At 59.4% G+C, this 19,474-nt stretch carries 18 protein-coding genes and 1 tRNA gene; 9 read left to right on the top strand and 10 right to left on the bottom strand.

Translation table 11 applies throughout. From position 1 onward, the window contains the following. Positions 1-112: 112 nt before the first annotated feature. Positions 113-1,240: an aminotransferase class V-fold PLP-dependent enzyme gene (locus tag ACR0NJ_RS14670; RefSeq protein ID WP_480817879.1), complete on the top strand. Its 1,128-nt coding sequence runs from the start codon at positions 113-115 to the stop codon at positions 1,238-1,240. 10 nt (positions 1,241-1,250) lie between these two features. On the opposite strand, the gene ACR0NJ_RS14675 is transcribed toward ACR0NJ_RS14670, so the two are convergent. The 3 genes from ACR0NJ_RS14675 to ACR0NJ_RS14685 form a co-directional block, all read right to left on the bottom strand. After that, a complete protein-coding gene (locus ACR0NJ_RS14675; RefSeq protein WP_480817880.1) occupies positions 1,251-2,447 on the bottom strand; it encodes a UbiH/UbiF family hydroxylase in 1,197 nt (398 codons plus the stop codon). Between the two features lie 74 nt (positions 2,448-2,521). Then, positions 2,522-2,764, bottom strand: a complete 243-nt coding sequence (locus tag ACR0NJ_RS14680; protein WP_480817881.1) for a hypothetical protein — start codon at positions 2,762-2,764, stop codon at positions 2,522-2,524. A gap of 87 nt (positions 2,765-2,851) precedes the next feature. Continuing rightward, a complete protein-coding gene (locus ACR0NJ_RS14685) occupies positions 2,852-3,496 on the bottom strand; it encodes a pyrimidine 5'-nucleotidase (protein WP_480817882.1) in 645 nt (214 codons plus the stop codon). 100 nt (positions 3,497-3,596) lie between these two features. Here ACR0NJ_RS14685 and ACR0NJ_RS14690 point away from each other — a divergent pair, with 100 nt between their 5' ends. Next, on the top strand, positions 3,597-4,244 hold the full coding sequence (locus tag ACR0NJ_RS14690) for a GntR family transcriptional regulator (protein WP_480817883.1): 648 nt from the start codon (positions 3,597-3,599) through the stop codon (positions 4,242-4,244). Here the strand turns inward: ACR0NJ_RS14690 and ACR0NJ_RS14695 are convergent. After that, a complete protein-coding gene (locus ACR0NJ_RS14695; RefSeq protein ID WP_480817884.1) occupies positions 4,241-6,109 on the bottom strand; it encodes a glycosyltransferase family 2 protein in 1,869 nt (622 codons plus the stop codon). The two genes, ACR0NJ_RS14690 and ACR0NJ_RS14695, sit on opposite strands and share 4 nt — an antisense overlap. 80 nt (positions 6,110-6,189) lie before the next feature. Continuing rightward, a complete protein-coding gene (gene carA, locus ACR0NJ_RS14700) occupies positions 6,190-7,356 on the bottom strand; it encodes a glutamine-hydrolyzing carbamoyl-phosphate synthase small subunit (RefSeq protein WP_480817885.1) in 1,167 nt (388 codons plus the stop codon). A gap of 183 nt (positions 7,357-7,539) precedes the next feature. Between carA and ACR0NJ_RS14705 the strand changes: the two genes are divergently transcribed. After that, positions 7,540-8,019, top strand: a complete 480-nt coding sequence (locus tag ACR0NJ_RS14705) for a GatB/YqeY domain-containing protein (RefSeq protein ID WP_480817886.1) — start codon at positions 7,540-7,542, stop codon at positions 8,017-8,019. Here the strand turns inward: ACR0NJ_RS14705 and ACR0NJ_RS14710 are convergent. From ACR0NJ_RS14710 to ctaD, 3 genes are all read right to left on the bottom strand, one after another. Continuing rightward, positions 8,016-8,513 carry a DUF2244 domain-containing protein gene (locus ACR0NJ_RS14710; protein ID WP_480817887.1) on the bottom strand — a complete coding sequence of 166 codons (498 nt, stop codon included), beginning with the start codon at positions 8,511-8,513 and terminating at the stop codon, positions 8,016-8,018. The genes ACR0NJ_RS14705 and ACR0NJ_RS14710 overlap by 4 nt on opposite strands. A 45-nt stretch (positions 8,514-8,558) precedes the next feature. Continuing rightward, on the bottom strand, positions 8,559-9,158 hold the full coding sequence (locus ACR0NJ_RS14715) for a DsbA family protein (RefSeq protein WP_480817888.1): 600 nt from the start codon (positions 9,156-9,158) through the stop codon (positions 8,559-8,561). Positions 9,159-9,314: 156 nt separating this feature from the next. After that, entirely contained in the window at positions 9,315-10,973 is a 1,659-nt protein-coding gene (ctaD, locus tag ACR0NJ_RS14720; protein WP_480817889.1) for a cytochrome c oxidase subunit I, read from the bottom strand. A gap of 285 nt (positions 10,974-11,258) precedes the next feature. Between ctaD and ACR0NJ_RS14725 the strand changes: the two genes are divergently transcribed. Further along, complete coding sequence (locus tag ACR0NJ_RS14725) at positions 11,259-11,678, top strand: HIT family protein (RefSeq protein ID WP_480817890.1); 420 nt, start codon at positions 11,259-11,261, stop codon at positions 11,676-11,678. Positions 11,679-11,972: 294 nt separating this feature from the next. Here the strand turns inward: ACR0NJ_RS14725 and lipB are convergent, their stop codons facing one another. Together lipB and ACR0NJ_RS14735 are read right to left on the bottom strand one after the other, a co-directional pair. Next, positions 11,973-12,629 (bottom strand): lipoyl(octanoyl) transferase LipB, encoded by a 657-nt coding sequence (gene lipB, locus ACR0NJ_RS14730; RefSeq protein ID WP_480817891.1) that lies wholly within the window; start codon positions 12,627-12,629, stop codon positions 11,973-11,975. 39 nt (positions 12,630-12,668) lie between these two features. After that, a complete protein-coding gene (locus tag ACR0NJ_RS14735; RefSeq protein ID WP_480817892.1) occupies positions 12,669-13,328 on the bottom strand; it encodes a DsbA family oxidoreductase in 660 nt (219 codons plus the stop codon). A gap of 140 nt (positions 13,329-13,468) precedes the next feature. Between ACR0NJ_RS14735 and ACR0NJ_RS14740 the strand changes: the two genes are divergently transcribed. From ACR0NJ_RS14740 to ACR0NJ_RS14760, 5 genes are all read left to right on the top strand, one after another. Beyond that, positions 13,469-13,555, top strand: a tRNA-Leu gene (locus ACR0NJ_RS14740). Positions 13,556-13,820: 265 nt separating this feature from the next. Further along, positions 13,821-15,701 carry a glycosyltransferase family 2 protein gene (locus ACR0NJ_RS14745; protein WP_480817893.1) on the top strand — a complete coding sequence of 627 codons (1,881 nt, stop codon included), beginning with the start codon at positions 13,821-13,823 and terminating at the stop codon, positions 15,699-15,701. An 89-nt stretch (positions 15,702-15,790) separates the two neighbouring features. After that, a complete protein-coding gene (locus ACR0NJ_RS14750) occupies positions 15,791-16,453 on the top strand; it encodes a class I SAM-dependent methyltransferase (RefSeq protein ID WP_480817894.1) in 663 nt (220 codons plus the stop codon). Between the two features lie 25 nt (positions 16,454-16,478). Beyond that, positions 16,479-17,531, top strand: a complete 1,053-nt coding sequence (locus ACR0NJ_RS14755; protein WP_480817895.1) for a glycosyltransferase family 2 protein — start codon at positions 16,479-16,481, stop codon at positions 17,529-17,531. Between the two features lie 27 nt (positions 17,532-17,558). Further along, positions 17,559-19,466 carry an ATP-grasp fold amidoligase family protein gene (locus ACR0NJ_RS14760; RefSeq protein WP_480817896.1) on the top strand — a complete coding sequence of 636 codons (1,908 nt, stop codon included), beginning with the start codon at positions 17,559-17,561 and terminating at the stop codon, positions 19,464-19,466. The last annotated feature ends 8 nt before the right edge of the window (positions 19,467-19,474 follow it).

Here is a 19,474-nt window from a genome sequence, read left to right on the forward strand (position 1 = left end):
AATTATGTCAAATACGTGAGTTGCCGTCAGGTCAACTCAACCAGAAATTTCACACTTTACCAATCCGCGCGAAGAGGCCAAGAATTCGGGTAACTGATCGAAAGGACAGACCATGCCCGCTTTGCTGGATTCCATCGACCCAAACGGCCTTGAAGAATTCTCGGTCGTGTTCACGGATCGCTCGCTGAACCACATGTCAGCCAGCTTTCAGCAGGTGATGCGCGACATCTCGGGTATGCTGCGGCAGGTCTACAATGCCGATGGGGTTGCCATCATTCCCGGTGGCGGCACCTATGGGATGGAGGCGGTTGCCCGCCAGTTTGCGCGCGACGCTAAAGTTCTGGTCGTGCGCAACGGGTGGTTTTCCTATCGGTGGAGTCAGATCATCGAAAGCGGCGCGCTGACTGCGTCGGCGACCGTTCTGAAAGCGCGCGAGACCGGCAATTCCAGCCCGTCGCCTTTTGCCCCTGCGCCGATTGAAGAGGTTGTCGCGGCGATTCACGACCAGCGCCCGGATGTGGTCTTCGCCCCACATGTCGAAACCTCGGCGGGCGTAATCCTGCCGGATGACTACATCAAGGCCATGGCGTCCGCAGCGCATGACGTCGGGGCGTTGATGGTTCTGGACTGCATCGCCTCCGGCTGTGTCTGGATCGACATGAAGGCCACCGGCGTCGATGTGCTGATCTCTGCCCCGCAGAAAGGCTGGAGCGCATCACCCTGTGCCGGTCTGGTCATGCTGTCCGAGAATGCCGAGGCGCGGTTGGAGCAGACGACATCCGACAGTTTCGCAATCGACCTGAAGAAGTGGCGGCAGATCATGCAGGCCTATGAGAATGGCGGTCATGCCTATCATGCGACGATGCCTACGGACGCGTTGCGGGCGTTCCGCGATACGATGGCTGAAACGCAAGAATACGGGTTCGAGAAGCTGCGCGACGCGCAATGGGCGCTCGGCAACGGGGTTCGTGCAATGTTGAAGGACAAGGGCGTCGTCTCGGTCGCGGCAGACGGGTTCGGCGCGCCGGGGGTGGTGGTCAGCTATACCTCGGACCCCGAGGTTCAGAACGGTAAGAAATTCGCCGCTCTGGGCATGCAGATCGCCGCCGGTGTGCCGCTGCAGTGTGATGAGCCCGAGGGGTTCAGCACCTTCCGTTTGGGCCTGTTCGGGCTGGACAAGCTGTATGACGTGGGCGGCACGATTGACCGTCTGAAACGCGTTCTGGATCAGGTGCTCTAAGCGCAGGGCCTCAGCGCACCCCGAGGCCCATCTGCATCAACGTTTTGCGCACGGGCGGCAGGGAATAGAGCGCATTCAGCCCCATCGCTCGCGCATCGCGCAGTGGGCGCGCCTCGATCATCGAGGCTCGGTTCAGCAGGTCGATACCTTTGACGCGCAACTCGATCTCGGTGTGCCGGGCTTTGTGATAGGCGTCGAGCATCTGGGCGTCGCCCAGACCTTCGGGGCGGGCCTGCGCCAGTTCCAGCAGGCAACGCAGATCGCCCAAAGACATGTTCAGCCCCTGCGCGCCGATGGGCGGTACCACATGCGCGGCCTCGGCCATCAGGGCGACGCGCTCGCCGGACAGGCGGTCTGCCGACTGGCTGATGATCGGCCAGATTGTGCGGCGCGAGGCCAGCTTCAGCGGCCCGAACAACCCACAGGACCGTTCGGTCATTGCGGCCTCGAACGCGCTGTCGTCGAGATTCAGCAACTCAACCGCGCGAGGGCCGCGTTCCATCCAGACGATGGCTGAGGAGGGCTGACCCTGCCAATCGGGCAGAGGAACAAGCGTGAAGGGGCCGCCGGACCGGTGAATCTCAGTTGAGACGTTCTCATGCGTGATGGGATGCGTGACCGCAAAGGCCAGCGCTTTTTGCCCATAGCGTGTGGTTTGCACGTTGATCCCGGCAGCCTCGCGCATCGGCGAGTTGCGTCCGTCGGCGGCCGCAACCAGCTTGCAGCGGATGCGGCTGCCATCGCTCAGCCCCACGCGCGCCTCGGCAGTGCGGGTGAACAGGCTGACCGTACCGGTCCCGGGGCGGAAATCGACATTGGGCAGTTCGGCCAGCCGCGCCACCATCTCGCGCCGCAGCAGCCAGTTGGGCAGGTTCCAGCCAAAGGGCTGATCGGAGATATCCGACGCGTTGAAATCGCGCACCACACGCGGTTCCGGCACGTCGCCACCGGCATCCACGATGCGCATGATCTGCAGCGGGGCTGCGTGGGCGTCCAGGCGGCCCCACAGTCCGCATTGTTCCAGCAACCCGTGGGCCGGCTGCAGAAAGGCCGTGGTCCGCAGGTCAGACCCATCCGCATCGCGCTCGGTGATCGGCGGCGTTGGGTCGACGCAGACAACGTCGAACCCGGCTGTCCCGAAAACCGCCGCAGCAGTCAGGCCGGCGATTCCGCCGCCAGAGATCAGGATATCGCAGCTGTCAGTCATGGCGTTTCCCATCGTTTTGGGCGGACCCTAATGCGGTTCCGCCGGACGCGCCAAGTGACATCCTGTCCCGTGCCTTACCCCCGAGAGATCAGGATGAGGATCAGGAACATCACCGGCACCATCATCAGGGCAGGAATGTAGAGACCCGGCAGGCCGAACAACAGGGTGGAACAGCCCCACATGCTGAAAATGGCAAGGGCGGTATAGCCCCAATCCTCGCTCTGGGTGGCGTCGTGGGCCATCCAACCAAACAAGGGAATTGCAAATAGCAGGCGTTGCCACATCGGCGGGCGCCGAAGGCTTTCGATCGCGCTCATTGGAGGTCTCCGTTCTGTTCGTCGCAAGAGGCGATATAGGGCTCGTGCTGCGGGTGCAAAATGTGCGGAACGTCGCAGTGTGACAGGCTATCGCAGGCGGGACAGAAAGAACGTCAGGTCGTCGGTGTGATGGTGGATATGATCGGCTTCGTGCGGCTCGGGGGCGACGTGTACGGTGCGCATGCCCATTTCATGCGGGGCGGCCAGATTGCGGGGATCATCCTCGAACATAGCGGCGGTTTTGGCCTGAATGCCGTCTTTCGCAAAGATCGCCTCGAAAGCGGCCTTGGTTGGTTTGGGGCGGTATCCGGCGTGCTCGATGCCGTAGATCGCGTCGAACAGGCCCGACAATCCGCGCGCCTCAAGCACGCGCTCGGCGTAGGGCGCGCTGCCGTTAGTGTAGACGATCCGGCGACCGGGCAGGGATCGGATGTGGCCGGCCAGTTCGGCGTCAGGGTCCATGTGGCTCATGTCCACCTGATGCACGGCGTGCAGATAGGGGTCGGGATCCAGATCATGCTCGGCCATCAGACCGGCCAGCGTGGTGCCGTATTCGCGCCAATAGTGCGAGCGCAGCCGGTCCGCCTCGGCCCGATCAACGCCGATGGCCTGAACCACGTAATCGGTCATCAGCACCTCGATCTGATCGAACAGGCGCATGTGCGGCGGATAAAGCGTGTTGTCCAGATCGAACACCCATTGGGTGACGTGGCTGAAGGCGGGTTTGACCATGATCCGGGTTTAGGACGCGGCGGACCGGTTTTCAATGCCGCTCTTGATTGCAGACCCTCGGGACGGATAGACATGTCCGAACGAGGAGACATAACACCACATGCGCCAGTCCCGACAGTCCAACAAGGACGCCTACAGCCTGATACTCGAAGCCATCGACGTGGGCGTCTACAAACCCGGCGACCGGCTGGTCGAAAGCGAGTTGGCCGAGCGGTTTGGCGTGTCCCGCACTCCGATCCGCGAGGCGTTGCAGAGGTTGGAAACCCAGTCTTTGCTGGAACGGGACGGGCGGTCGTTGATCGTGGCGTCGCTGGATCACAACCAGATGGCTGAACTGTACGTCGTGCGACGAGAGCTTGAAGGGTTGGCCGCAAGTCTGGCCGCAAAACACGCCACCGAGGAAGAGATCAGGGTGCTGCAGGACATGGTCGCGGCCGATGACGCGCTGGTCAACGATCCGACGGCGCTGTCGCGAGCCAACCGGCGGTTTCATGAGCAAATCCATCTGGCCTCGCACAACCGCTATTTGGTGCAACAGCTTGACCTTGTGCACCGCACAATGGCGCTGATGGCGACGACCTCACTGGCCGTGCAAGGGCGTGGGGAGATTGCGCAGAACGAGCATAAAGGCATTGTCGAGGCCATCGCCGCCCGCGACGAAGAAGCCGCGGCGCGCGCGTTGAAAGACCATATCTCGATCGCGTTTATGACCCGTCTGAAACAGGATGCGGTTCGGCGGGAGGGCTAGGATTTAGGGGGCTGGTCTTCGCCAGCTTGCCCGTGTTGGGTTTTGTCCCAGAAGAAGGGATCTACGACCAGCTCCCAAAGGCCTTTGTAGGCCGCCAAAACACCCAACGGGTAGTACAGAACCATCGTCGGCACCCAAGGCAGCAGGAACCGGCGTTTCCCCGCGATCACCCCCAGCATCCCGACCAGTAGGTTGGCGGCTTCGGCGATCAGAAACAGGTAGACGCAGCCGGTTAGGAAGCCGGGCGTCATGATAGACAGAAACGGATGGGGCAGGCCGAAGAAGATCAGCCAGAACACCCACAGGACCGGGGCCAGCAGGAACTGCCCCAACGTGCCAAGAAAGAACGCCTGCAGCCCCAGAAAGCGCAACGGCCCAAGATCGCGCAGCAACTGGCCCGGCGCGCGCATATGCACAAGATAAGTCACCATGAACCCCTTGAGCCAGCGCGAGCGTTGCTTGACCCAAGGCCAGGCGCGAAAGTTGGCCTCTTCATAGGTGGTGGTGTTGACGATTTCGGTCCGGTATCCGGCGCGGCTGAGGCGGACGCCCAGATCGGCGTCTTCGGTGACATTATGTGCGTCCCATCCGCCCAGCTCCAGCAGTTTGTCGCGGCGGAAGAAGAAGGTGGTACCACCCAAGGGGACGACCAACCCCAACCGGGCAATTCCCTTTAGGATCACCCGGAACCACCCGCTGTATTCGATGGTGAAACAGCGCGACCGCCAGTTGGTGCGGGGGTTGTAATAGTCCAGCACGCCCTGCAGGCAGACGACATCCTCGGGCGCGGTCGCAAAGTGGCGGGCTACCGTTTCCAATTGATCTGGTACCGGCGCATCCTCGGCGTCCCAGACACCCAGAATGTCGCCGCGACAGAAATCCAGCGCATAGTTCATGGCGCGGGGTTTGGTGGTCAGTTCCCCGTGCTGAGGCACCACGATGGCGCGCATCCAGCTTGGCAGGTCGACCTGCTCAAGCGCCGCTTTGGTCACGTCGTCCTGTTCTTCCAGCACCAGAATGACGTCCAGCAGCGCCTTGGAATAGGTCAGACGGCGTAGCCGGGCGATCAGGACATCCGCGATCTCTCGTTCCTTGTAAAGCGGGACAAGGATCGAGACGCAGGGCAGGCGGATCGGGCCATCGGCAGCCGGTCGCGCCTTGCGTGGCAGCAGATAGGCGATCAGGCCCGACAGTCTGAGCGCCAGAAACAGCGTCAATGTGAGCAGCGTAGTGCCCAGCAACAGGCTGAGGCCGATGGTCGGAAACAGGGCGAAAAGAGTGGCCAGTACCACCATCCCCAGCGCCGGGCCGGTCCGCGCCCGGGCCGACCAGTTGCGGCAGCTTTGTTCGACGTGCACCCTCGTCTCAGCCACCTGCGCCAGTGGCGTCGCATAATGCCGGGCGATGGCGGCGTCGATCTGCTCGGGTCCGGCCAGAACCGGGACGATGGTTTGACCGCTGTCTTTCAGGGCCTCGGCAATGGCGGGGAATGCGTCCGGGCGCGCGGTCGCAACCAGCAGGATTGGACCCACGCGCATCCAGGGCAGCACGTTATGGGTCAGCCAGAACTCCACCGGTTTCAATGCGCAGAGGTCCGCAGGTGGCGGCATCTGGTCCAGATCGGCGATCTGCAGGCCGGTTTGTTCGGACAACGCTGCAAGAACCTGCTCCCGACTGGACCAGCCTTCGCCCACCAGTATCTCACCCAGCGGCGCGTTCTGGCGCATCTGCATCCGCAACGCCTGCGCCAGTTGATCCGAAGTAATGATGCCTTGGTCCAACAGGCAGGTGCCCAACGGTTTGCGCGACCGCGGCCCGGGCACCGGCTGCGCCTGCGTCTGACGCTGAAGATTCAGTTCGACCATAAGAAAACCCTGCCGCAAATCACGCTGGGCAGGGTTGCTTAAACAGGGTTAACGTGTGGTTAACGCTGATGATTTCGGCGTTAAGCCTGTGTTTTTTGATCCGCCATGGCTGCTGCGAACCGTTCAAACAGATAGAAACTGTCCTGCGGGCCGGGTGAGGCTTCGGGGTGATACTGCACCGAATAGACCGGGCGATCGGTCATGCGGATGCCGCAGTTGGAACCGTCAAACAACGAGCGGTGGGTTTCCACCACGCCATCGGGCAGGGTTTGTGCATCAACGGCAAAGCCGTGGTTCATCGAGGTGATCTCGACCTTGCCGGTGTCCAGATCCTTGACCGGGTGGTTCGCGCCGTGGTGGCCGTGGTTCATCTTGACGGTCTGACCACCAAGGGCCAGCGCCAGCATCTGGTGGCCGAGGCAGATGCCAAAGATCGGCAGGCTGGTGGTGTCCAGCACCTCTTTGATCATCGGCACCGCATATTCGCCGGTGGCGGCTGGGTCGCCGGGGCCGTTGGACAGGAAAACGCCATCCGGCTCATGCGCCAATACTTCGGCTGCGGTGGCGGTGGCGGGCAACACGGTCACGTCGCATCCGGCCGAGGCGAGGCAGCGCAGGATGTTCCGCTTTGCCCCGAAATCCAGTGCCACGACCTTGTGCACCGGTGCTTCTTGACGCTGGTAGCCATCGGGCCAGGCCCAACGCATCTCGTCCCACCGATAGCTTTGGGCGCAGGTGACGTCCTTGGCCAGATCCATGCCCTCAAGCCCGGCGAATCCGCGCGCGGCGGCGATCAAGGCGGCGATATCGAAGTTTCCGTCCGGATCATGCGCCAGCGCTACATGGGGCGCACCTTGCTGACGGATAGCGCGGGTCAGACGGCGGGTATCGACGCCGCCGATGGCAATGCGGCCACGGCGCGCCAGCCAGCTTTTCAGTTCTTCGGCCGAACGCCAATTCGACGGCTCGGTCGGGTCCCACTTGACCACCATACCAGCGGCAACCGGATCGCCGGTTTCGTCATCGTCGGGGTTCACGCCCACATTACCGATGTGGGGGAAAGTGAAGGTCACGATCTGGCCCGCATATGACGGGTCGGTCATGATCTCCTGATAGCCGGTCATGGCGGTGTTGAAGCAAAGTTCGGCCACGGTCTGACCGGTTGCGCCGAAGCCAATTCCGTAGAAAAGCGTTCCATCGGCCAATGCCAGACATGCGGTGGGCTTGGACGGGGCGTTCTGGGCCATGGCGCGACTCTCCTGCAAGGTAAACCGGCGCATACCTAAGGGGGTTGAGGCCTTGGGTCAAGCCTGATCAAAATTTAGGCTATTGTTGTTTTTCAATGGGTTAAGCGCTTTCACCCCCTGTTGTGCCTGCCTTTTTGTTTCGATATGGTCGGGGTTCCTTTGCCATGGGGATGGACAGACCATATGGATATGCGATCACGGGTGAATGCCGCCCTGAAGCAAGCAATGAAAGACAAAGAGGCCGAGCGCCTGTCGACGCTGCGGCTGATCAATGCGGCGATCAAGGATCGGGACATCGCTGCACGGGCCTCGGACAATGAAGAGGTCAAGGGATGCGGCGACGCCGAGGTTCTTGAAATCCTTGGGAAAATGACCAAGCAGCGCAAGGAAAGTGCGCGCGCCTATGAAGAGGGCGGGCGGCTGGATCTGGCCGAGCGTGAGTTGCGCGAGGTTGAGGTGATCGAGGAATTCCTGCCCAAGCAGTTGGACGACGACGAAGTCACCAAGGCGATTCAGACCGCCATCACGGCGACCGGCGCGGGTTCGATCCGCGATATGGGCAAGGTCATGGGTGAGTTGAAAACGCGCTATACCGGCCAGATGGATTTCGGCAAGGTCGGACCGATGGTCAAGGACCACCTCTGCGCCGCTTCAAACGGCTAAAGCGACTGCGCGGCGGGGTCGCGCAGTTTCTTAACCAGATCGTCATACAGGGTGATACGCTCATCCTCGGACAGAAACGCCCCGATTTCGACCTCGCGCCCGTCGCCGATCAAGGTGACGTAATGCGGGACGGGTCCGCCTTTTTTGTGCATCTCGGGCCGGGCCCAATAGCGGTTGCAGGACCATTCCTGTTGCTGCTGTCCGGGCGTGTGATGGACCAGATGGGCTTGGGTGCCGCTTAGAGTCAGCACTTCGAATTCACTGCGGGCGCGGTAGTTGGTCTGGATGGCAAGCCACAGGCCCAGAACCGTCAGCAGCAGGAAGGGCAGCAACCCCCACAGGATCACCGATCCCAGCACCGCAAGCAGGGGGATCAGGCCGAACAGAAAGACCGACAGGATCACAATCATCGCCCCACGTTTGGGCAGCGAGTTATGTGGCCACAGGCGCAGCTGCTGTTCGGTGTCCGAGGTCTGATTCCATGCATACGGCATGTCAGAAAAATAACGCAGCGCTTCGTCATGTCGAAGCCCAAATGATCAGATGACGTGACCGACGCGCGCCCAGGACAGGGCATCGTCCAGGCGGTCGTCGCCCCAGAAGACCTCTCCGCGCACGACAAGGCTGGGTGCGCCGAATACGCCCAGTTTTGTGGCCTGCTCGGTCTCGACCTCTAGCGCGGCGACGGCTTCGGGGCCGCGGGCGCGGGCCAGGGTCAGGCGCGGGTCCTGCTGGCAGCGCAACAGAGCTTCGGACAGGGCGCTTTCGCTGCCGGCCTCGGTGCCTTCTTCAAACCAGATGCGATAGAGGTTTTGCGTGAACGCCTTGCCCCAGCCATCCTGCATGCCCATCAGGGCAACCTGATTGGCCAGTGCCAGATCGGTGATCGGGTAGGGGGCGGGCAGTTTGGCATGGATGTGGTACTTAGCCGCGCGACGCTCGATATCGCGCCACATATAGGCGGATTTGACCGGTTTGCCTGCAAAGGGCACGTTTTGCTGTTCAGACATCACAGTGCGCACGTTGAAGGGACGCCACTTTACCGTTGCATCATTTTCAGCGCACCACTCATCCAGCCGCATGATCGTCAGGAAGCTGTAGGTACTGCCGATGGAATACCAAAAGTCGATTTCGGGCATCTGAACACTCCGGTTTGCCGGATGGTTTGCCCGAACCAGAATAGCCTATTTTTGCCGTTCTGGCGACTTGGCCACGTTTTCAGCGCGTGAACCGGTTCATATGCCAAAGAAAAACCCCGCCGGTTTTGGCGGGGTTTTGTTGGGTTTGTCGTGGGATCAGTGCGCGTGGCCTTTGTCCCAGTCTTCCTGCTTTGGCAGCTGCTCGAATGTATGCTCGGGCGGCGGCGAGGGCAGGGTCCATTCCAGTGTGTCCGCGTATTCGTTCCACGGGTTTGGTCGGGTCTCTTTCGCGCCACGCAGCAGGGCGTAGATCACGATGCCGAAGAACAGCAGGAACGAGGCGAAGGACACAAACGCACCAATCGACGACACGAAGTTCCACTGGGCGAACGCCTCGGGGTAGTCGATGTAACGGCGCGGCATGCCCTGACGGCCCAGGAAGTGCTGCGGGAAGAAGGTCAGGTTCGCGCCGATGAAGAACATCCAGAAGTGAACCTTGCCCCAGAACTCAGAGTACTGACGACCGGTCATTTTCGAGAAGTAGAAGTAGACACCCGCGAAGATCGCGAAGACGGCACCCAAGCTCATCACATAGTGGAAATGCGCCACAACGTAGTAGGTGTCGTGATAGGCACGGTCGATACCGGCCTGCGACAGAACCACACCGGTCACACCGCCAACGGTGAACAGGAACAGGAAGCCGAAGGCGAACAGCATCGGTGTCTTAAACTCGATCGAGCCGCCCCACATGGTGGCGATCCACGAGAAGACCTTAACACCGGTCGGAACCGCGATGACCATCGTGGCCAGCATGAAGTAGGCCTGCTGACGCAGTGACATGCCAACGGTGTACATGTGGTGCGCCCAAACGACGAAGCCCAGAACACCGATCGCGATGATCGCCCATACCATCGGCAGGTAACCGAAGATCGGCTTGCGCGCGAAGGTTGCAATCACGTGGCTGATGATGCCGAAACCGGGCAGGATCACGATGTACACTTCCGGGTGACCGAAGAACCACAGGATGTGCTGATACAGGATCGGGTCGCCGCCACCGGCCGGATCAAAGAAGGTAAAGCCGAAGTTGCGGTCCATCAGCAGCATGGTGATCGCGCCGGCCAGAACGGGCAGCGACAGCAGAATCAGCCATGAGGTGACGAAGATCGACCAGCTGAACAGCGGCACCTTGAACAGGGTCATGCCCGGGGCACGCATGTTCAGGAAGGTGGTGATCATGTTGATCGCGCCGAGGATCGAGGAGGCGCCCGATACGTGCACGGCGAAGATCGCAAGGTCCATGGACATGCCGCCCTCGGTCGTGGACAGCGGCGGGTAAAGCACCCAGCCAACGCCTGAACCCAATTGGTCGTTACCACCCGGAGACAGCAGCGAGGCCACACCCAGCGAGGTACCGGCAACATACAGCCAGAAGGAAAGGTTGTTCATCCGCGGGAACGCCATATCCGGCGCGCCGATCTGCAACGGCATGAAATAGTTGCCAAATCCGCCGAACAGGGCAGGGATGACCACGAAGAACATCATCAGAACACCGTGATAGGTGATCATCACGTTCCACAGGTGTCCGTTGGGGGTGCACGGGTCGGCCATGAACCCTTCCAGGCACATGTACTGCACACCGGGGTGCATCAGTTCGAGCCGCATATAGACGGTCATCGCCACCGAGATGAACCCGGCCAGCGCCGAGAAGATCAGGTAAAGAATCCCGATGTCCTTGTGGTTGGTCGACATGAACCAGCGCGTGAAAAAGCTGCGCTGGTCTTCATGATCGTGACCATGAATGGCTGCGTCTGCCATTTAGGTGCCTCCTGTTGCAACTACACCGCGCTGTCAGACCTCTCTGACGCGCGGGATTCCTGCTGGTTTTAGAATGCGTAGGGGCGACCTTCAATGGTCGAGTTTGATCTGGATCAAGATTAATTGTCGCGGGCAAGTGTCTGCCGCGCGATTTCCAGGTCCTGAACGGGTCATATCTGGCTATTCCGGCCCTGAATTCAAGAGGGACAGTGCCGACATCTACCTTGACCCCCGCAAGGCCGCGCCGCAGAACTGTCGCAAACGCCCGAAAACCGGAGATCACATATGGCCGCCTATGACCCCGAGAACATCTTCGCCAAGATCCTGCGCGGAGAAATCCCATCGACCCGCGTCTACGAGGATGACGACACGCTGGCCTTCATGGACATCATGCCGCGCACCGATGGTCATCTGCTGGTGATCCCCAAAACGCCCTGCCGCAACGTGCTGGATGCCTCGCCCGAACAGCTATCCGCCGTTATGGCGACGGTCCAGAAACTGGCGAGGGCCGCGAAAGAGGCATTTGGAGCCGACGGCATCACCATCCAACAGTTCAACGAAGCCGCTGGCGGGCAAGAGGTGTTCCACCTGCACTTCCACGTTCTGCCACGGCACGAGGGCGTCTCGATGCGTCCGCCGGGCAATATGGGAGATTTCGACCTGATCGCGGAGCATGCGGAAAAGATCAAAGCCGCGTTGGCGTGATCCCGGAATGAGAATTGCCGTTCCGATTTTGGGTCGGAACGGCAGACTCGTACCAAACACTATACGGATTTCTCGGGGGCAAGCCCCGGTCGACCGGTTAACATACCACTCACTCAAGATTGGCAATTTCAGACTACGTGATTTCCGTCGCGCTGTATTCAACCAAAGCGCGTTTTGGTTAAAATTGGTCGAAAACCCGTGGTACTGCCGGTCAATTGTTGTGCTGACGGGAAACAGACGATCTTAGCGCGCAGAATTGTTGTTTGCCTGAGTGTCTCAAAGTGATTCGAGGGATCAGGCCTCGGCGTGCTCAAAGACCTCGGCAAAGGTTTTCTGCAGTGCGGCGTCCAGGTCTGCCATGGTCACGGGCAACCCCAGATCGACCAGAGAGGTGACGCCGTATTCGGAGATCCCGCAGGGCACGATCCCGGTGAAATGGTCCAGATCCGGCTCAACATTGACCGAGATGCCGTGAAAGCTGACCCATTTTCGCAGGCGCAGGCCGATGGCGGCGATCTTGTCTTCGGCCGGTTTGCCGGTGATCGTCTTGGGCTTGTCGTCCCGCCGCACCCAGACACCCACGCGCCCGTCGCGGATTTCGCCGTTCACGTTGAATTCAGCCAGCGCCGCGATGACCCAGTTCTCCAACTGCTTCACGAACCGTCGCACATCGCGCCCGCGCGTGTTCAAGTTCAGCATGACATAAGCAACACGCTGCCCGGGCCCGTGATAGGTGTATTCGCCCCCACGTTGGCTTTCATACACCGGAAACCGGTCGGGGTCGGTCAGGTCCTCGATCTTGGCTGAGGTTCCGGCGGTATAAAGCGGCGGATGTTCCAGCAGCCAAACGCATTCATCAGCCTCACCCGCCGCGATTGCCGCGACGCGCGCCTCCATAAAGGCGACCGCATCTTCATAGCTGGTCAGACCGTCAGTGATTTTCCATTCCATGTGGGCCTCATACCTTGCAGGGCAGGCGGGGGAAAGGGGTCAGGCGGCCTCGCTTTGGCAGCGCTGCAGGACCTGACTGTAGGTCTCGGTCCCCTGCGCCCCGGTCAGCAGGTATTTCCCGGCAAAGACCATCGACGGCACACCCGAGATACCCCGTTTGGTCCAGAATTGCTGTTTCTCTCGCACCGGGGCGGCGTGCTGCCCCGAACCCAACGCCGCCCGCGCCGCGTCCGGGTCAAGTCCGGCCGCTTCGACGGCGGTCAGCAGGACCTCGGGGTTCGAGACATCCTGTTGCTTGGTGAAATAGGCCTCGAACAGCGCCAGCTTCAACGGGTGTTGCCGGCCTTGCGTTTCCGCCCAATCCAACAGCTGATGCGCTGCAAAGGTGTTCACGATCCAGCTGTCATCGCTGAAATTGAACGTAAACCCCAGTTCCGCGCCCAACGCGGTCAGCTGCGCACGGGCTTGCTGGCTTTGCTCAGCGGTCGAGCTGTATTTCTCAGCAATATGCTCGCGCAGGTTCTGCCCTTCGGGCGGCATGTTCGGGTTCAACTCAAACGGATGCCATCTGAGCCGCGCCAGCAGGCCCTGTTGCTGCAGCGCCAGATCGAGTTGCCGAAACCCGACGATGCACCAGGGGCAGACCACGTCGGACACGATGTCGATCTGGATGACGGGGCGGGTTTCAGGCTGGGACATTCGCGGTTCCTGTCAGATGAGGGTGTCAGGGTTAAGTCCCAAAATATGAACGCGTCCCGGGAATTTAAACCACTGTGTTTTTGCCTCTTCACATCGCCAGCGCCAACGTCTATACGCGCCTCTACCAAGCCAATGGCAGTGCGGTCGTGGCGGAATTGGTAGACGCGCAGCGTTGAGGTCGCTGTGGGGTAACACCCGTGGAAGTTCGAGTCTTCTCGACCGCACCATTTCATAGCAGTTTTACAACCAAATTGGCCGGTCCTGTCCTGTTAAGAGCGCCGGTGTATTCGTTGGGAAATGCCCTGCCGTAAATAGTCTTGCTCGATCTTTCCGGCAAACTGCAGCCGACCAGATTTGAAACGCCGCGCGCGCGAATTCCGCGCGGTTCGGTTGCTTGCAAAGCGCTGCCGGGACACATAACAAAGCTGGGCGTCCAAAGAACCTGCAAGAAACAGGCAATGAGCGCAGCAAAACGGCTACAGGTGCTATCGGATGAGACTTGTCATTTCCACGATGAAGGACGAAGGGCCGTTTATTCTCGAATGGATCGCCTATTACCTGTCCATCGGGTTCACACATTTCATTGTCAGTTCAAATGACTGCTCGGACGGCACCGAAAAGATCCTTAAGCGCTGTGAAGAATTGGGATTCCTGAAGCATATTGATAACCCGGGGCCTTGGAAGTTTGGGCCTCAGGCCTCTGCCTATGCCAAAGCCATGGAACTTCCCTGGTATGACGAAGCCGAGTGGATTTTGGTGTGTGATGTTGATGAGTTTCTGGATATCCGCGTGGGCGGCGGGACCTTGGATGACCTGTTCCACACATTGCCGCATGCGGATGGGTTTGCGGCGCTGTGGCAGCTTTTTGGACATAACGGCGTGGTGGAATTCGAAGATCGCCTCGTGGTGGAGCAATTTACCATGGCCGGTCAGCTTGGGGCCGTAATGCCGCAAAATCTGCGCGCGTTCAAATCCCTGATCCGAAACAATGGCTCCTACCGCTCGATCAACACTCACAGACCCCGTGGCCCGGTTCGGGGAAAGGCGGATCGGTTCGCTTGGGTGGATGGGGACGGCGACCCTTTGCCGCCCGCGATGCGGCGGCGGGGATGGGCATTTTCGACCACGGGTGCCGGGTTCGGGCGAAGCCTGTTCCGCATGAACCACTATGCCGTCAGGTCCATTGAGAGTTACCTGATGAAACGGCTGCGCGGGGACGTGAACACCACGGCCTTTCACCCGAAGATGGAGGCGACGGGTCAGGCCTATTGGCACCTGCATTGCTACAATGATGTCGAAGAGACATCTATTCTGTCTAAAGTCGTACGTCTTCGCGAGGTTTACGATCGCCTGCGAGCTGACAGCGTCTTGGGGGATTTGCACGAAAACGCAGTGGATTTCCATAAATCGAGAATTGCGATGATCCGCGAGACGGATGCCGCGAAAGAGTTTGTCCGAAAGTATAAGAATTTTCGAAGCGGGCAGAACTTGAAAGCGCTGGATTTGGGGGTGATTGAGGAAGCAAACGCCTCCTTCGATGTTGAAACCTACAAGGATCTCGAGGTCAGCTTTGCTCAGGTCGCAAAGTGGAACCGTTTGGGACAGATGGCAAAAGTTCAAAACCCTAAACCGAATAGTTTTCCATGGTTCGCCCGGCTCGACGCGCTTGAAACTCCGCTGGACTACGAAGTCGCCGCAGCACAGCATGCCAAGATCACGGATGCCAAGCAGGTTTCCCTTCCGTTCGACCCCAAAGACCCCACACTGCCGCCCTCGGCATCGCCAGAGATGGAGCGAACAAAGGAACAGCGGCAGAGCTTTCTAAAATCGATCAGCGGAAAGAAAAACTGGGTTCTGATCGGCCATGTGGAGCCCGAACTGGTTGACGAAATACTGGCGCTGGATGCGGTGTCTCAATTAACGGTGATCGGCCCATGGGGTTTGTCATGGGACAGTTTCGCCTGCGCGGACACAACCCAGGACCCGGACCTTCAGGCGCTCGACCGGTCGTTCTACGCTTTTTTGGAATATTTCCGGCAACCCATCGTTGACGGGCGGCTGCGGGTCTACCGGGCGCTGCCCCCGTTGATGCTGAAGCTCTTCGAGAACGAATCCGTCGGCGTGGTCATTATTCGCGGTGTCCGGGCCGAGCGTGTCATGACCCAGTTGCTCAGGCGGATCGACCGTGTTCTGGCCCCCGGCGGCAGTATCGCGTTTACCTCTTACCGCAGGGGGAAGGGGTCATATTCGGGTATGTCCGCAGCCATAAACAGTTTTCTTGGGGGCAACGCGGCCCGGTACCGTGTCACCAGCCTGCAGCCACCGTGGCTTGGCATCGACAAGTTACCTCCGCTTAACACTGAGGACATATAGTTTCTGGCTCTTGGGTCTTGGGCATGGTAGCCCTTCATCAAGTAACAAAGCGGGCTGGAATAAATGCCCGTCACCACAGTGAGGTCGAGATGCCAGACGAATCCAAGGTCATCGGTGCGATGCCCGGAAGCCAGAAAAAGCCCAAGGCGGCGAAGGCGACCAAGCGGAAGAACACGAAAGACGCCATTCGTCGGACCTTTCTCTCGCGCCTGCCCAAAGGCGGTGTCGCGGTTGAGATCGGGGTGTGGCAGGGAGAGTTCTCGCCGACCATTCTCAAGCTGCTGGAGCCCAGCCAGCTTTTCCTGATCGACCCGTGGAAGCACATTGGTGAGGAATCGCATACAACCGCTTTCGTCGGTCGAACCGAGGACGAAAAAATGGAGGCGATTTTCCAGAAGGTTGTCAAAACTTTCGAGAAAGAGATTGATGAGGGCAAGGTCGGCATCATCCGCGATTTCTCGGTCCCGGCGCTGCAGTTGTTCGATGATGAGAGCATCTCATTCGCCTACGTGGATGGTGATCACTCCTACGAAGGCGTCTCTGCTGATCTGGCGGCCCTGTTTCCCAAGATCAAACCGGGCGGGATCATGGCCTTTGACGATTACCACCGCCGCGGTTGGTGGGGCGACGGTGTGATCCGTGCCGTGAACGAGTTTCTGGGGCTTCACCCCCGCGAACTGCGTATCCGGGCAATCGCGGGCGCACAGATCGCGATTGAAAAGATCGTTCCGCAGGACGACAGCAAGCAATAAGACCACAAGGTATCGGGTAGCGGCGATGGGCAAACCTGAAAAAGTCCTGATTACGTCCATGAAGAATGAGGGGCCGTATATCCTGGAATGGGTGGCCCATCACACGGTGCTTGGCTTCGACAGGATCATCGTGTTCACCAATGACTGCTCGGACGGGACGAACCAGATCCTCAGACGTCTGCAGACTATGGGGCATGTGGAGTTTCACAGGAATCGGGTTGGCGTCGGAGGAATTCACCGGTCCGCCCTGCGTCAGGCGCGCCGTCTTCCGGCAGTGAAAGAGGCGCAGTGGATCTACGTCGGGGATGCGGATGAGTTTCTGAACATCCACGTTGGGGGCAACAGGGTTGACGATCTGATCGAAGCCACGCCGGATGTGGATGTCATCTCTATCCCGTGGAAGCTGTTTTCGAACAATGGCCGCCATGTGCTGCGCGATGCTCCGATTACCCAGCAGTTCACCGATTGCGAAATGGATTTCGAAGACGGCGGGGCTGGGCGGCGTTTCGTCAAGTCGATGTTCCGGCAGGGGGAATTCTACACCCGCTATGGGCTGCATAACCCGCATCCCAAGCCTGACCTGCAGGCGGGTATCTTCCGGTCCGTACCGGGCGGTCATGCGAAAGAGCCCGCGCCGTTTGGAAACCATGTGGCCCCCCCTTTCGGATTTGAGGTGGCGCAGATCAACCACTACGCCGTCCGGTCAACGCAAGCCTATCTGGCCAAGCGAAGCCGGGGGCGGGCCAACCATTCCTCGCAAACATTGGGGACTGAATATTGGGATCGCTGGAATCGGGGCGGTACGCAAGACGACTCGGTTCTAAGGTACAAAGACGAGGTGAGCGCACTGGTTGAGGAGTTCAAGGCTGATCCAAAGCTAAGGCGGCTGCACAAAAAAGCCTTCCGGTGGCACAAGGATCTGATCGACCAGCTTCTGGAACTGCCGGAATACCGGGGCCTCTACGGTAGGCTCATCGACAAGCCTGCCGTTCAGTTCGTCGCCCGTGACCGCGGCACCCACGAACGGCTAACAAAGGTCGCGGTGCCCGCCGCGACACCTGAGCAGCCCGAATCCTGATGGCATACCCTTCGGAGTAACGTGTTAATGGTTGTCGAAAACAATCTTCCGACGATTGGAATGCTCTGGCTGGAGGGGCCGCTAAGCTTCCTTGAGCAGATGTGCATGTTGTCTTTCGTTGCGAACGGGCACCGGGTGGTGCTGTTCCATTATGGTGAGGTTGAAAACGTGCCCGAGGGCATTGAACTGGTATCAGCGAACGAGATTCATGAGCCGAAACAGTTCATCATGAACAATCAGTTCAAAACACCTGTACCTCAGTCCGACATTTTCAGGCTGCAGCTTATGAAGAAAACGGATTTCCTGTGGTGTGATACCGATGTGTTCTCGATCGCGGCCATTCCCAAAGCAGACCATACTTTCGGCTACTTCAACAAGACCACGATCTGCAATGCAATCATGCGGCTGCCGGCTGACAGCCCTGCATTGACAGCGTTCACGGAATACAGCCTGGACCCATTCCCGATCCGCCCATGGGTGGAAGGCGCGAAAAGGGAAGAGCTTGAACGCCAGAAAAAGGCAGGGGAACTGCCGCACGCGTCCGAGCAGGCACACAGCGTTTATGGCCCCGAGGTCATGACTTGGTATCTGAAGCATTTCGATGAGATCAGGCATGCCAGTCCGATCCCGGTGTTCTATCCTCTGCCGTTCCGCCAGACCGGGCAGGCAAATGACATTCCTGCACGCGAGTTTCGCGGGAAATACCTGTCGGAAGAAACGCTTGCTGTGCACCTTTGGGGGCGCCGCATGCGGTGGTGGATTGCCAAAGGTGTCAAACGACATTCGTTCCTGGACCGCAGGCTGCGCAGTTTGGGCATTCGACCCGGCGACGCCCCGCTGCCCAGAAAGGGCAAGGCTGCACCCAAAAAGATAGAGTTTCCCGACGCTCTCCCCGCGTTGCGGTTGAGTCAGGAAGACATCAGCGCAGCGACAAACGGAATCCAATCTGTCGCACAGATATCCAAATCAGAACAGTATCTTAAGGTGGCGCAATCTGAGCTGGACAAAATACAGAGCAGCGATCTTTACCGTGTGAGCGGCGCGCCCCGTCAAGGTTTCCAAAGGGGTTGGGACCACTACAGTAATGATGCCGCCCGGTTGAACGCGCTTTCGATGTCACTTTCGCGCTTTGCCAACAATCAGCGGTATCTGCCGGATTTGTCGAAGCCAAAGACTCTGACGGAAAAGCTTCTGGTCATGAAGCTTTTCGGTGAGATGCCGGAAAGCCCGGCGGCCGACAAACTAACGGCCGAGAGTTTCATACCTTCATCTGCAAGGGGTCTGCTTACTCCGGTGCGAAGGTTTTGGGATTCGCCTGAGCCCGAGCTTCCCGAAAAGCTTGACCTGCAGCCGGGAACCTATTGGCTAAAGTGCAACAATGGTCAGGGGCAGAACTACCGCATGTCGTGGCCCATGAACGCCGAAGAACGCGCGCTTGCGAACCAGAAGCTCATCGGTTGGAGCAAGAAGTCCATTCCACACGGCTATTGGGCGGCGGAATGGTGGTACTCCACAATCGAAACGCGGTTCTTCATCGAAGAGGATCTGGCCCCCGAAGGCGAGGACATTATCGACTGGAAATTCTGGGTCGTTGCCGGAGAAGTGCAGCTTGTGCAGGTCGATAGGGATCGATCCCGTGGGCATGTTCAGATGATCCATGACCGGGATTTCAAATACATTCCGAAAGAGCTTTATTTTAAGACCAGCGACGACACCGAGCCTCGGCCCGAACGCTATGACGATATGGTTCAGATCGCCGAGGCTATTGGGCAACGCGTCGAATTCGCGCGAGTGGACCTCTATGCGATTGGGTCCGAGATATACTTGGGGGAGATCACGCTGTGCCCATTTGGGGGGAAACGAAAGATGCGCACGCCAGGGCTGGATGAGCAATTGGGCGATGCTTGGGTCGGGACGCGTCTTTTTCCAAACTGACAGGCAAG

It is taken from the genome of Ruegeria sp. F11 (assembly GCF_056533855.1).